The organism is Rhizobium sp. BR 249, assembly GCF_047445895.1.
Classification (GTDB): domain Bacteria; phylum Pseudomonadota; class Alphaproteobacteria; order Rhizobiales; family Rhizobiaceae; genus Rhizobium.
This window is the reverse complement of record NZ_JARWKX010000005.1, coordinates 122,526-136,016: the sequence shown is the minus strand read 5'-3', so window position 1 is coordinate 136,016 and position 13,491 is coordinate 122,526. Positions and strand designations below refer to the sequence as shown.

At 60.6% G+C, this 13,491-nt stretch carries 13 protein-coding genes; 7 read left to right on the top strand and 6 right to left on the bottom strand.

The genetic code is table 11. From position 1 onward, the window contains the following. Positions 1–155: 155 nt before the first annotated feature. Positions 156–2,246 (bottom strand): phospholipase D-like domain-containing protein, encoded by a 2,091-nt coding sequence (locus QD408_RS07000; RefSeq protein ID WP_414138785.1) that lies wholly within the window; start codon positions 2,244–2,246, stop codon positions 156–158. Positions 2,247–2,441: 195 nt separating this feature from the next. Here QD408_RS07000 and QD408_RS06995 point away from each other — a divergent pair, with 195 nt between their 5' ends. Both QD408_RS06995 and QD408_RS06990 read left to right on the top strand, forming a co-directional pair. Next, positions 2,442–2,681 (top strand): hypothetical protein, encoded by a 240-nt coding sequence (locus tag QD408_RS06995; RefSeq protein WP_414138857.1) that lies wholly within the window; start codon positions 2,442–2,444, stop codon positions 2,679–2,681. A 239-nt stretch (positions 2,682–2,920) separates the two neighbouring features. Then, positions 2,921–3,307 carry a hypothetical protein gene (locus QD408_RS06990; protein WP_414138784.1) on the top strand — a complete coding sequence of 129 codons (387 nt, stop codon included), beginning with the start codon at positions 2,921–2,923 and terminating at the stop codon, positions 3,305–3,307. Positions 3,308–3,343: 36 nt separating this feature from the next. Here QD408_RS06990 and QD408_RS06985 read toward each other — a convergent pair whose 3' ends face one another. Continuing rightward, positions 3,344–4,360 (bottom strand): NAD-dependent epimerase, encoded by a 1,017-nt coding sequence (locus QD408_RS06985; protein ID WP_088684731.1) that lies wholly within the window; start codon positions 4,358–4,360, stop codon positions 3,344–3,346. A 215-nt stretch (positions 4,361–4,575) separates the two neighbouring features. Here QD408_RS06985 and QD408_RS06980 point away from each other — a divergent pair, with 215 nt between their 5' ends. After that, a complete protein-coding gene (locus QD408_RS06980; protein WP_414138783.1) occupies positions 4,576–5,526 on the top strand; it encodes an endonuclease/exonuclease/phosphatase family protein in 951 nt (316 codons plus the stop codon). A 9-nt stretch (positions 5,527–5,535) separates the two neighbouring features. On the opposite strand, the gene QD408_RS06975 is transcribed toward QD408_RS06980, so the two are convergent. From QD408_RS06975 to QD408_RS06965, 3 genes are all read right to left on the bottom strand, one after another. Further along, positions 5,536–5,841, bottom strand: a complete 306-nt coding sequence (locus QD408_RS06975) for a hypothetical protein (RefSeq protein WP_088684729.1) — start codon at positions 5,839–5,841, stop codon at positions 5,536–5,538. 134 nt (positions 5,842–5,975) lie between these two features. After that, on the bottom strand, positions 5,976–7,403 hold the full coding sequence (locus tag QD408_RS06970) for a mannose-1-phosphate guanylyltransferase/mannose-6-phosphate isomerase (protein ID WP_088684728.1): 1,428 nt from the start codon (positions 7,401–7,403) through the stop codon (positions 5,976–5,978). Between the two features lie 35 nt (positions 7,404–7,438). Then, positions 7,439–8,863, bottom strand: coding sequence for a phosphomannomutase (locus QD408_RS06965; RefSeq protein ID WP_414138782.1), 1,425 nt, complete (start codon positions 8,861–8,863; stop codon positions 7,439–7,441). A 232-nt stretch (positions 8,864–9,095) separates the two neighbouring features. Here QD408_RS06965 and ung point away from each other — a divergent pair, with 232 nt between their 5' ends. The 3 genes from ung (at position 9,096) to QD408_RS06950 (ending at position 11,578) form a co-directional block, all read left to right on the top strand. Beyond that, positions 9,096–9,797: a uracil-DNA glycosylase gene (gene ung / locus QD408_RS06960; protein ID WP_414138781.1), complete on the top strand. Its 702-nt coding sequence runs from the start codon at positions 9,096–9,098 to the stop codon at positions 9,795–9,797. A gap of 133 nt (positions 9,798–9,930) precedes the next feature. Further along, entirely contained in the window at positions 9,931–10,863 is a 933-nt protein-coding gene (locus QD408_RS06955; protein WP_414138780.1) for a VOC family protein, read from the top strand. Between the two features lie 109 nt (positions 10,864–10,972). After that, the gene (locus tag QD408_RS06950; protein ID WP_088684724.1) at positions 10,973–11,578 is read left to right on the top strand and encodes an alpha/beta hydrolase; all 606 of its coding nucleotides are present in this window, start codon (positions 10,973–10,975) and stop codon (positions 11,576–11,578) included. Between the two features lie 195 nt (positions 11,579–11,773). Here the strand turns inward: QD408_RS06950 and QD408_RS06945 are convergent, their stop codons facing one another. Then, on the bottom strand, positions 11,774–11,953 hold the full coding sequence (locus tag QD408_RS06945) for a KTSC domain-containing protein (RefSeq protein ID WP_245313627.1): 180 nt from the start codon (positions 11,951–11,953) through the stop codon (positions 11,774–11,776). A gap of 664 nt (positions 11,954–12,617) precedes the next feature. Between QD408_RS06945 and QD408_RS06940 the strand changes: the two genes are divergently transcribed. Next, the gene (locus tag QD408_RS06940; RefSeq protein WP_414138779.1) at positions 12,618–13,409 is read left to right on the top strand and encodes a metallophosphoesterase; all 792 of its coding nucleotides are present in this window, start codon (positions 12,618–12,620) and stop codon (positions 13,407–13,409) included. The last annotated feature ends 82 nt before the right edge of the window (positions 13,410–13,491 follow it).

The window sequence follows — 13,491 nt, the reverse complement described above, 5'->3', positions numbered from 1 at the left end:
ATTAAGTGGCTGAAAATAAATGGGTTCCCCCAAACAATTATTGTGGTTAGATGCTCGGCACAAGGCCGAGCATGACGGAGGAAACTTCGTCAACAAACTAAAGGCGTCCGTCGGCCGGACGCCCTCTCTTCAATCGGTGCAATCGTGAAGTCTTCTCAAAGACCGAGAAAATAATCCCGGCTCGACGGGGCCTTGGCCGGAGCGAACCAGCGGCCCTGCCAGGTGGCCTTGGTATTGAGGAAGCCGCCGCCGGAATCTGCCTTTGGCGGCCGGCCCGTCTCGATCAGCGACTGGCGCAACTCCTCCTGCAGCTTGGCGCGCAGGACGTAGTGGTCGTAGATGTCGAGGATATGGATCGCATAGGCGACGGCGAGCGACTGGTTGCCGCGGATGACCAGCAGGTTCTCGTCGTTCTGGTAAGAAGCCTTGTAACCGAGATTGTGGCTGCCGGTGATGACGGTGCAGTTGTCGGGATGGAGCGGATCGATGACGACGATCTTGTCGTGGATGATCGCGTGGCCGGCGCTGAGCAGTTCTGGACGAAGGTCGCCGAACTGGGCGGAGATCGCCGCGGCCCGCACCATGGCGACGCGGCTGGCATCGCCGCCCGGCCACCAGATCGCCCGTTGGGGCAGATCCTCGGTCGTGCCGTCGGGCTTGGTATAGGTCGTGGGTTCGCCGGGTTTTGCCGGCGGCAGGGCTGCCGGATTGCTGATCGCGCCCTGGACGAGCAGTTCCGGCCGCTTGGCGGCAAGATCGGCCGCCTGGCCGATGACGTTCTGTTCGCCGCGCACACCGGGATAGAAGGTAAGGAACAGGATGGCGTCGTCGGCATGTTCCATCAGCGAATAGACGCGGCTGAGATCGACTGGTGTCGGTGAGGTCTTGTTCTTGGTCGGCGCCTTGGTGTTGGGCGAAAACAGGATTTCGACGGTGGTCTTGCCGTCCGCCAGCTTCACCGGCACGCTTAATGCGGCATTGGCCTGGCGCAGGGCCGTGCCCTGCACGCCTTTGCTCGGCGCAAAACCCTCGGCGGTCTTGCCATGGTTGGAAACGGTCAAGGGAACGCCCGGAGGCTGCGGATCGTCCCGCAGCAGCTTCCAATAGGCGAGGAAGCAGTCTGCGACCTTCTTGTCGTCGATCAGGATGACATTGTTGGACTGCGTGCAGAGGCCGGTTTCGGTCCAGTTGGTGCTGCCGGTCATGACGGTGCGGGCGACGCCGCCTTCGACATAGACGGCGAATTTATTGTGGCCGATGTGGCTGTTGTTGTTGAAGAGGCGATCCTGCACGCGGTCGGCAGAAGGCGCGGCGGCATGGAGGCCGATGCGCGCATCGTGATTGCCGGTATCCCAGACGACCGGTTTCCTCGGCGGCGCGTCGCCCTTCCTGTTGAGGTCGGTGGAGCCCGAGGTTGAGAGGATGACATGCGCCTTGCCCGCTTCGACGAGCGCCGTCAGCCGCCTGACCAGTTCCGGATCGTGCAGCTCGTAAAGCGCCAGATAGAGTTCGCCATTTCCCTTTTCGGCGCGGTCGATCAGCATCGTCAGGAAGCTCAGCACATCGGCCGTCAGGAACAGGCGGATCGGATCGTTCTCCTTGGGGATGTGCTCCTTCAGCGTCTTCAGCAGGCCTTCGGTGACGCGCATCGTCGGGCCGGGCGCGACATTCTCGGGCTTGACGCCCTGCACCTTTTCCAGCTGGCGCAGCAGGTTCTGCGTCGAAAGGATGCCGTTGGTATAGGTCGCCTTGATGGCGCCACCGCCCGGGAAATCATGGGTGACGTCGATGCTCCCCGTCTTGAAGGGCTCGTCCAGGATGAAGAGCTGCCGCTGCGGCCCATCGTATCGCGGCTTGCCGTTCTCGTCGCGATAGGGGGCGGTGCCGGAGGCGGGAACCTCTGCCCGGCCAGGCCCTGCCAGGCCGACCGGCGTAATCTCGTAATGGATTTTGAAATCGATCGGCCGAACGGTCGCCTCGTCGCGTGAGCGGCGCAGCGTCAGGTCGCGCCATTGATATTGCTGGATCGGCCAGACCGAGCTGTCCTGTTCCAGCCAGTCGGGATTGGACTGATCGGTGAAAGCGATCCAGGTCGGCAGGATTCGCCGGGCGCCGGCGTCCGGCCCGGTCTCGTGCACACGGGTGATCATGAAGCCGAGACAATCGGCAATCGGCCCATCCGCCGCCCAGGCGAGATAGGCGACTTCGCCATTGCACCATGCACCTGCCTTGGTAATCCTTCCCATGCACGCCTCCCCTCGTTGTTGCTGAGATCACGATTGCAGCCGCGGCAGCGACGAGTCCTCCACTCGCTGCGCACCGCGGACGAACCGACTCTATCGTCGGTTGCGCATGTCTTCGAATATATAGGCTGGCGATACTAAAGTAACGTGACATCGGTTACGCAGGCAGGACGAAAAAGATAAGCCTGGCGCCGATCGATGCGGAACGAAAAGCGCGCCATTTTTCTCGTTATGCGCTCATTTTTTGACACAAAACTGCCCAGCTCTTTCCGTATTGCCAGTTCGATGCGTATCCAAATCTATATTATCGCGCTCCTGCTGAGCGCCATCATGTGGTCGATCTCGTTCGATGCGGCGCGAGAATCCTATCATGCCGCCCAAAGCGCGGGATTGGTGCCGAACCTGCATATCAACAAGAAGCTGGATCGCATTCTCTAGACTGCGATCAGTGCCTAAAGCGCGTCGCTATCTTTCAGATTCGCTCCTTGCGCTTTAGGTCCTTGTTTTACGCATGTCGTTGCCGCAAAACCGCTGCACACTTTTGCGCGACATGCTTTAGTTATAGGGCGTCTCAAGCCCTTCCGGACAGAAAATCAAATTTCCTAAAATTTGACCGATCCGCTTAAAAGCCCTGCAAATACTGACGTGTAGAGTGTTCTCATGAAGGCGGCCGAAGCGTGGACAGACGCGGCGACCGCTTGGAGCTGGGCGGACCATATGCCCGCCGATCCGAAAACGGGGACTTCGACATGCAGAAAACTCTTGCCGCCATCGCCTTGACCTTGAGCATCACCGCGGCCGCCGGTCCGGCCTTCGCCATCGGGCCGGCGAGCCTTGGCCGCGACCTGATGTACACCTCGGCCATCGGCCATTCGCCGGAGGTTCCCCTGACGACGCGCGCCGGCTTCGTTCGCCCAGGCGTTCCCTTCGTGCTGCGCAGCCCGGCTGCGGTCGAGGGGGAGGGTTACAAGATCAATGCCTATTCGAAGAGCCTGACCATTGCCATCGACTATGTGCTTTCGAAGGCGGTCGGCGCTGTGCAGGCGGTCACGTTTCTCCGCTGACGCTCCGCGTCGACGGGAAGCAGTTCGAGAGATAAGCTAAGCGTTGAGCTCGGCATGGACGTCGAGATACCACTCGACGAAGGCCTTGACGCCGACATCCAGCGTCGTATCCGGCTTATATCCAGTCAGTGCCACGAGCAGATCGGGAGCGGCAAAGGTGCGCGGCACGTCGCCCTTCTGCATGGCCAGCATCTTGCGGATGGCAGGACGGCCGAGCGCCTTTTCCACCGTTTCGACGAAATCCATCAGGCTGACCGGCTGGCCGCCGCCGATATTGACGACGCGGAAGGGTGCCTGGCGCGACAGCGTTTCGACAGCGGCGTTATCGAGGCGGTTCTCCTCGCTGGGCGCAATGGCCGACAATCTGACGATCGCTTCGATAAGATCGTCGATATAGGTGAAGTCACGGCTCATATTGCCTTCGCCGTAGATCTCGATCGGCTGACCTTCGAGCATGTTCTTGGCGAATTTGAACAGCGCCATATCGGGCCGGCCCCACGGACCGTAGACAGTGAAGAAACGAAAGGCCGTCGTCGGAATCTTGTGCAGATGGGCGTAGCTGTGCGCCATCAGTTCCATCGATTTCTTCGTTGCGGCATAGATCGTCAGCGGCTCGTCGGCGCGGTCGGTCTCGTGGAAGGGAACGGTCGCATTGGCGCCATAGATCGATGATGTCGAGGCGAGCATCAGGTGGCGGATTTCGACGCGCCGCGCGATCTCCATGATGTTCCAGGAGCCTTCGACATTCGAATGAATATAGGCCTCGGGATTTTCCAGGCTGTAGCGCACGCCGGCCTGCGCGGCGAGATGGATCAGGATGTCGGGTTTGGCGGCGATGACTGCCGCCTCCAGCGCTTTGCGATCCTCGAGCATTGCGATGACGGGTTTGAAGGTCGGAAACTGGGAGAGTGCGGCATGGCGCATCTCCTTGAGCTTGACGTTGTAGTAGGGGGTCAGGCCGTCGAAGCCGGTGACCTCATGCCCTTCCTGCAGCAGGCGCCTGGCGAGATGAAAACCGATGAAGCCGGCCGTGCCTGTAATGAAGTAGCGCATTCCCACCTTTTTCTCGGCTCCCTGCCGACGGCAAAAAGCCGATTCCGTCTAAAGTGGCCCCCACTTACAAGATAAAAAGAGGGCGAGTCGATAGGCCGTTGAAAGATAGGGCCTGGAGCGCCGCCGCTGTCGTGGTTTCCGGACATTATGCTGCGTTGCACCATATGGGCTCGCATGTTATGGCGGCTGGTCTTATGCGAGCGGAACCAGGATCGATGAGAAACATAATTTATTGGGTTCTCTCGGCGTTTCTGACTGCGGCCATCGCGATCGTGTCGCTGCGCTATGTCACGAACTTCTGGCTGCTCTCCTTCATCTACAGCTTTCAGATTCACCTCGGCGTCATCTTCGTCGCCGCCGGCCTCGTCATCCTGGCCGTCAGGAGGCACGTTTACGGCCTTGCCCTTCTGCTCGCAGCCCTTCTTCTCACCGCCCACGGCATCATCATGCTGCGGGAATTTGCCGGGGAAGACAGGGGAGCGGACACGGCGCCGCTTTTCCGGCTGATGTCGTTCAACGTCGCGATCGACAATTGGAAAAACTCGACCGCCATCGCCGACATGGTGATCGCTTCGAATGCCGATGTCGTCAATCTGCTCGAAGCCAAGCCGCTGACATTCCATCTGCAACGATTGTTCAAGGTCTATCCCTATCATATCGGCTGCGATCACGGCAAAGACAGCTGTGATACGCTGTTGCTGTCGAAGCGACCCTTCGTGACCCGGCAGGTCGCCAGCATCGGCAGTCTCAGGAAAGACAGGCTGGCCGTCGCAAGCGTCGATTTCGGCGGGCAGACCGTCAATCTCGTGTCGGCGCACCTGACCAAGCCCTATTTCGACGATTACCAGGCGGAAGAGTTGGGAGATCTCGACAAGGCGCTTGGCTCGATCTCAGGTCCGCTGGTGCTGGCCGGCGATTTCAACGCGTCGTCGATCGCTCCCGGCATTCAGGCTTTCCTGCGCAAGCAGGATCTGAAGACGATGGCGCCGGAGCCGGCGACATGGCCGATCGCCGCCGGCCGGTTCGGGATCGCCATCGATCACATATTCGCGCGCACGCCGCTTCATCTGACGTCGCTGAAACGTCTCGATGACAATCTCGGCTCGAACCATTCAGGCCTGATCGCAGAATTCGTTCTCGATGGCGAAACGGCGTCGGCGCAATAAGCGAGCAAGTCAGAATCTGGTTCGGCCGCCCTTCCGGTCGATCATCTGAAAGTTCTTGCCGTCGGTCTTCACGCTGACGCAATCGGTCGACTTGTTGGGAAACCGGACGCACACCTGGCCATTGCTGATCTTGTAGCCATTCTTGTTGCCCTGGCGATATTCGTAGCCGTTGCTGCTTTCTTTCAGCTCCGACGTGCCGGGCAGGTGCTGGCGGATTTCCGACTCGCTGGCGGCTCGCATATTCGCCGTCTGGGCAAAGGCCATTGCCGGCAGCAGGATCGAAAGGCATCCGGCAAGGGCGGGCAGGGTACGCATCAGAGGACATCTCCTGTCAGGTCTGTCGGCATATTCATTCTATGAGAATCCCGAGAGGGAATTCAACAGGGATGGTGGCCATGCCGGAAGCTGTGGCGGACTGTCTCAGCCCGCCGGCCGTTCCGGCGCCTGGTTCACGTTCTTCCGAATTCGTCGACGATGCGGATGATATCGTCCTCGCCGAGATAGGAGCCTGTCTGCACCTCGATGAGTTCGAGGAGAATCTTGCCGGGATTGGCGAGGCGGTGAACTTCGCCGAGCGGGATATAGACGCTTTCGTTCTCGCGCAGCATCCGAACGGTCTCGCCGACCGTCACCTCGGCCGTCCCCTTGACGACGATCCAGTGCTCGGAGCGATGGTGGTGCTTCTGCAGCGAAAGCTTCTTGCCCGGCGTGACGAAGATGCGCTTCACCTGGAAGCGGTCGCCGTTGAGGATCGAGGTATAGCCGCCCCAGGGGCGGTAGGACGTCGGATGGGTTTCGGCGAATTTCGCGGTAGCGGAGGAAGAGGCCAGCATCTTGACCAATTGCCCGACATTCTGGCTGTCCTTGAGCGGTCCGACATAGACGGCGTCCTCGCTGGCGATGACGGCGACGTCTTCCATGCCCTGGACGGCCAGATGCACGCCATGGGTCATGACCAGCGAATTGCGGGTGTTGACGACGGTCGTGTTGGCTGCCGCGACATTGCCGTTGTCGTCGCGTTTGCCCGATTTCCAGACGGCGTCCCAGCTTCCCATGTCCGACCACCGGAATGGCGAGGGGACGACGGCGGCTTTGGAGGTCTTCTCCATGATTGCATAGTCGATGGAGATGTCGGGGCTCTTGGCGAAATGGTCGGCATCGAGGCGGGTGAAGTCGAGGTCGCGGCTTGCCTTGGAAACCGCCTTGCTTGCCGCCTTCAGCACATCGGGCGCATATTCCTGCAACTCGGCGATGAGTTCCGTCACCGGGAACATGAAGATGCCAGAATTCCAGTAGAAGCCGCCATCGGCGAGCATCTGCTCGGCTTTCTCAAGGGCAGGCTTCTCCACGAAGCGGGTGACCTTGTGGGCGCCGTTTTTGAGCGCCTCGCCGATCTCGATATAGCCATAACCGGTCGCCGGCTCGGTCGGGTTGATGCCGAAGGTGACGAGCTTGCCGTCGGCCGCGGCATCACGGGCGATGCGGATGCAATCGAAATAGCTCTTGTCGGCCAGGATCTCGTGGTCCGAGGCGAGCATCTGGATGATCGCATCCTTGCCGAAAAGCTCGGTGGCGAGCGTGGCTGCCGCGGCTACCGCCGCGGCGGTGTTGCGGGCCACCGGCTCGAGCAGCACAGCGGCGAGCGGAACGGCAAGCGCGCGGGCCTGCTCGGCCACCAGGAAGCGGAATTCCTCATTGGTGACGACGATCGGGGCTTCATAGAGCGCGGGATCGGACACGCGTTCGAGGGTGTCCTGGAACAGCGTCTTGTCGCCGACGAACTGGATGAATTGCTTCGGCGCAGTGGCACGGGAAAGCGGCCAGAGCCGCGTGCCTTTGCCGCCGGCCATGATCACGGGAACGATTTTCTGCGTCATAGGCGGTTTCCTCGAAATACGTGTTCGTCGCATGATTATTGGGCGCCTGCCCAGTCTCTTATTCGATTGAGCCCTGCATTCAGCAGGTCCAGGGCTGCGGTTTCGCTGCCGGCTTCCACGTAGCAGCGCATTTCAGGCGCATTGCCGGAAGGGCGGAAATGGATGATCCGGCCATCTCCGAGCGTGACCCTGAGGCCATCGATGTCGGATTTTGTCCCTAGCTTGCCTATCGGCCGCAGGAAAGCGGAAAGATTTTCATCCGAGGCGCGCAGATGCGCCATCAGCGCCGCGCTGGTCTCGACGGGGAAATTTTCCAGGCGGTCGGCGGCGGCAAAGGGCAGGCGATAGGAAGCGGCAATGGCGGAGAGCGGCTCTCCGCGAATGGCGGCGAGCGACAGGATCGCCAGCATCGGGATGAAGCAGTCGCGCGTCGGCAAGGCGCGAACGTTCCGGCCGTTGATGTCGAAGGAGGTGGCCGTCAGCAGCCCGCCATTGGCTTCGAAGCCCATGACATGATCTTGGCCCCCGGCCACGGCCTCTTCCATGCCCGCGATGACGAAGGGCGAGCCGACGCGGGTGCGCGTAACGGTAAAGGAGCCTGCGGCCTCGATGCCGGAATTGGAGGTGACGGGTGTCACCACCGTGCCGGCGCCAAGAAACTTGGCCGCCACGAGGCCGAGAAGATCGCCGCGCAGCGGCGTGCCGGTTTCGTCGGCGACCAGCGGCCGGTCGCCGTCGCCATCGGTCGAGACGATCGCATCGAACTTGTGATCGGAGACCCAGCGCTTCATCAGCGTGATGGTCTCCTCGGAAACGGCTTCGGTATCGACCGGGATGAAGCTTTCCGAACGGCCGAGAGCGGTGACTTCGGCGCCGTAATGGGAAAGAACATCGACCAGGAGATCACGGGCGACGGTGCTGTGCTGGTAGACGCCGATCCTCAGGCCCGACAGCGCGCCTTGCGGAAGCAGGGCCGTATTGCGTTCGAAAAAGAGCTGCCGGCAGATCGCCTCATGATCTTCCATCGCTGCCGGCGTCTGGACCACGGCTTCGCCGCTTTTCTCGATTTCGGCCGCCAAGGCGGTAATCGCAGCCTCGTCCGATTTGTCGATCTCGCCGTCGGGGCGGTAGAACTTGATTCCGTTGCGGTCCGCCGGAATATGAGAGCCTGTTATCATCAGGCAGGCGGCATTGCTTTCAAGGCCGTAAAGGGCAAGCGCCGGCGTCGGGACATTGCCGCAATCGAAGACCCGGAAGCCGAGCGCGGCAAGCGCGCCTGCGCAATTGCCCGAAATTTCGGGGCTGGAATCGCGAAAGTCGCGGCCGATCAGAATGACGTCGCCGGTCTGCGCCTTGCCGGTCTGCAGCAGATATTTGCCGAACGCCGTCGCATAAAGCGCAGAGGCGCGTCCCTTGAGATCGACTGAAAGTCCGCGAAGGCCGCTCGTGCCGAATTTCATTTGAAGAGATGTCTCCCGGTTTACAATCAAGGTTCTACTCAGGCCGCCTGCCGGCGTAAATACCGAAGCCGTCATATAGTTAAACACGAACGACGATGCCTCGGACAGCCTCTCGCAGTCTTCTCCCGCCGATCCTAAAGACGTAGACCCATTGCCGACAGGCATTGCAGCGTAAATCGATTTTGTTAGAACCGTATGTCCGTTGTTTCGTCATATGCGAAGGATTTGCCGGATGAGCGATACGTCAGTCAGTCTCGAAGAGAGCTGGAAGGCCGCCTTGGCGGGGGAGTTCTCAAGCCCCTACATGCAGCAGCTCAAATCCTTCCTCGTCGCGCAGAAGGAGATCGGCAAGCGGATATTCCCGAAAGGAAGCGAATATTTCCGCGCCCTCGATCTGACGCCGGTCTCCAAGGTCAAGGTCGTCATTCTCGGCCAGGACCCCTATCATGGGCTCGGGCAAGCCCATGGCTTGTGCTTCAGCGTGCGGCCGGGCGTGCGCATACCGCCCTCGCTCGTCAATATCTACAAGGAGATGGAGACGGACCTCGGTGTTGCGCCGGCGCGTCACGGTTTTCTCGAACATTGGGCACGGCAGGGCGTGCTGTTGCTGAACAGCGTGCTGACCGTCGAGGAGGGCCAGGCGGCCGCCCATCAAGGCAAGGGGTGGGAGCGCTTCACCGACGCCGTCATCCGCAAGGTCAACGACGAATGCGAATCCGTCGTCTTCATGCTCTGGGGCTCCTATGCCCAGCGCAAGGCCGCCTTCGTCGATACGGCGCGGCATCTGGTGCTCAAGGCGCCGCATCCTTCGCCGCTTTCGGCCCATAACGGCTTCTTCGGCTGCGGGCATTTCTCCAAAGCGAACGCCTTCCTGCAATCGCGCGGGCGCGAGCCGATCGACTGGCAACTGCCGGCCGATCCCCATACTTCCTAGTGAACGCAGATCGATCTTCGTTCACTAAAAGAAGACAATGCGTTTTGGTCCGCGGCTCTATCCGCAGGGGCTCGGAGCGCGCATTTATGATCCATCGAAAGCCCGCGAACGGCGGGCAAGAAAGGGGTCTCACATGCTCGATCAGATCAAGGGCCTGCACCACGTCACGTCGATGGCGGAGGACGCCCGTACCAACAACCAGTTCTTCACCCATGCGCTCGGCCTGCGCCGCGTCAAGAAGACGGTGAATTTCGACGCGCCCGATGTCTATCACCTCTACTACGGTGACGAGACCGGCGCGCCCGGCACGATCATGACCTATTTCCCGTTCCCGAAGATGGCGCAGGGCCGTCCCGGCACCGGCGAGGTCGGCACGACGGTGTTTTCCGTCCCGCAGGGCTCGCTCGGCTTCTGGAGCGACCGCTTCGCCGCGCTCGGCCTCGGCGGACTGAAGGCCGAGGAAAGCTTCGGCGAAAAGCGCCTGAACTTCTCCGGCCCGGATGGCGACGGCTTCGCCCTCGTCGAGGTCAAGGATGATGGCCGCCAGCCCTGGACGCATGGTGGCATCAGCGAGGACCACGCCATTCGCGGCTTCCACTCCGTCGCCATGCGGCTGAGAGACGAGGGCGCGACGGCCGAACTCCTGAAATTCATGGGGTACGAGGTGGGCGAGGAAAGGGATGGCGTCAAGCGGCTGATCAAGCCTGACGGCAACGGCGCGCATCTCATCGATCTCGAGACGATGCCGAATGTCGCTCGCGCGCTGCCCGGCGCCGGCTCCGTCCACCACGTCGCCTTCGCCGTCGAAAACCGCGCAAAGCAACTCGAAGTGCGCAAGGCGCTGATGGATACCGGTTATCAGGTCACGCCCGTCATCGACCGCGATTATTTCTGGGCGATCTATTTCCGCACGCCGGGCGGCGTGCTGTTCGAGGTCGCGACGAATGAACCCGGCTTCGACCGCGATGAGGATACGGCTCATCTCGGCGAAGCGCTGAGGCTGCCGCAGCAGCACGCTCATCTTCGCGCGCTGCTCGAGCAGCACCTGCAGCCGCTCGAGGGCTAGAGCGGTTCGATTTTCATTGAAGCGTAGAACCGCTCTACCTTTTGTTTTGACGCAATTCCCGGCAAAAGCGCTTCGCGCTTTGCCTGGAATTGCTCTAAGGAGAACCGACATGACCGAAACAGGATATGTGCACCTGCTGCATGCCGGTGCACCTGATAAACCCATGCTGGTCGTGCTGCACGGCACCGGCGGCGACGAGAACCAGTTCTTCGAATTCGGCCGGCGCCTGCTGCCGGAAGCGACTGTTCTCTCGCCGCGCGGCGATGTTTCAGAATACGGTGCGGCGCGCTTTTTCCGCCGGACGGGAGAGGGGGTCTACGATATGCCCGACCTTTCCCGCGCGACGGAGAAGATGGCCGCCTATGTCGAGGCGTTTGCCGGGGAATACCGGGCTTCCGCCATTCTCGGCCTCGGCTTTTCGAACGGCGCAAACATCCTCGCCAATGTGCTGATCGAGAAGGGTATCTTCGACGCCGCGGTTCTGATGCATCCGCTCATTCCGTTTCAACCCGAAGCCCGCTCGACGCTTGCGGGAAGAAAGGTACTGGTGACGGCCGGTGAGCGGGACCCGATCGCTCCCGTCCCGGTGACCGAGGCCCTGTCGCAACATCTGAAAGATCGCGGCGCGGAGGTCCGGACGGTTTGGCATCCCGGCGGCCATGAGATTGCGCCGCTCGAAATCGATGCGGTGCGCGAATTCTTCAGCGGCTATTGATGGAAGCGCGCCCATCGGCGTGAAATGATTGTGGGGCCGGCAAATGCCGGTCCCACAGCCTTTCTCGAATGATGGTCCTGCCGGCGGTCATCGACAGGACGCAGGCGCTCTAACCTTTTGGATTTACGCAATTCCCGGCAAAAGCGCTTCGCGCTTTGCCTGAGAAAACCGCTTCGCACTTTTCCTGGAATTGCTCTAAGGACGGGGAGGATATTTGCCCCTGATTGCCTTCATGTAAAAATTACCGGGCGATTCCGCCATCGTCAGACCGACGACGACCCCCTTTGGAACGCCTTCATATTCTCGTCTCTGACCGTTTGTCAGATAGACCCGTAGATGCCGGCTGTCTTCGTCGTAGGTAATCGCCTCGATCATTTTCGAATCAACCGCAGTTTCCACTTTGCACCCCGCAATTTTGGACCTGAGATTCTTGAATGCGGACGTGGTTCACGCTCGCAACGCAGCATCATTATGCGCCGCCACAGGGGCGTCAAGCACGATAAGCTTAAACGTTCATTTTTTTGTGATGGCTCTCTTTATAGTTGATTTTTGCAGCTTTTTCGCTGGCATCATCTGTGGAAATCCGATTGCCGGCAATTCTTCAAGCCGGAGAGCTAGTCGCCGGTACAGCTGCCGGCGGAACGGACAATATGGTTTAACCCCGGATTAACCAGCATATACCAAAATACAGCGCAATATTGACGGTGAAACCTTTCCGGAATGAACGAAGACAAGGGCGTTTCTCGGAGCATCGGTATCACCGTCACTGGCGGGTTTGCCCGAGCGCGCTTTCAGGCGGGAATGACAAGGATGGATGATTCTCGCGCCCCGGCAGCCGGACGCGCAGTGCCTGCGGCGAGCCTGACGCAGGTGGTGCAGCATGGCCAGGGATGAGCTTGTTCCGATGCGGCGGCGTTGCGGGTACAATGTCGATGGGGCCGTGATCAGGCCAATTTCTTCCTGAACACTGAGCCTCATGCCGGAATGGACAAGAAATGGATCGCTTCCGAAGAACCTCGCGTTCGGTCGGATCTCGTAAATGGGTTACATGTTTAACTATCTAGGGCCGTGGCGACAACAGATACCGATACTGGCCGGTAACCGAAAAGGACGCGCTCGGCTGACCTTTGCCGAGGGGGAATTCGCTGCGGTCTACGCAATGAGCGATATTCACGGCTGCTACAACGAACTCGTCGAGGTGCATCGCCGCATCGAGGAGGATGCCGCGCGCATAGCGGGGCCGAAACTCATCGTCACGCTCGGCGACTACGTCGATCGCGGGCCGGATTCGAGCGCGGTGCTGGAGTTCCTGAGCAAGGGGCCGCCGCCGGGGTTTCAGCGTTTGGTCCTCTGCGGCAATCACGATGCGGAACTGGTGAAGCTCTATCGCAAACCGGCGCGTATTTTCGAATGGCTGAGCTTTGCCGGAACCGAGACGCTGCAGTCATACGGCATCGACATCGAGCATCTGCTGCAGTCGGCGGCAGGAAACGAGGCGATCGCCCGCGTCATCCACAACATGATACCCGAGCGGCACATCCAGTTTCTGGAATCGCTGCCGATCATGCTGCGGATGGGAAGGGTCCTCTTCGTCCATGCGGGCGTCAAGCCGGGCATCGATCTCAAGAAACAGAAGGACGGCGACCTCATGTGGATCCGCCAGCCCTTCCTGGATGAAGGACCGCAGCTTCCTTTCCTGGTGATCCACGGGCACACGCCGGCGCGAATCCCGACATTCGGGCCGCAGCGCATCGGGATCGACACGGCAGTGTCGGCGACAGGCCGCTTGACCGTGCTGACGATCAAGGGCACGCGGGTCGGCATTCTTTAAAGCGCCTTGGAAACCACCGCCGTTTCTGCCGGCACGTTCCAAAAACGAACGCCGCGGGATTGATGCCCCGCGGCGTCCGAAA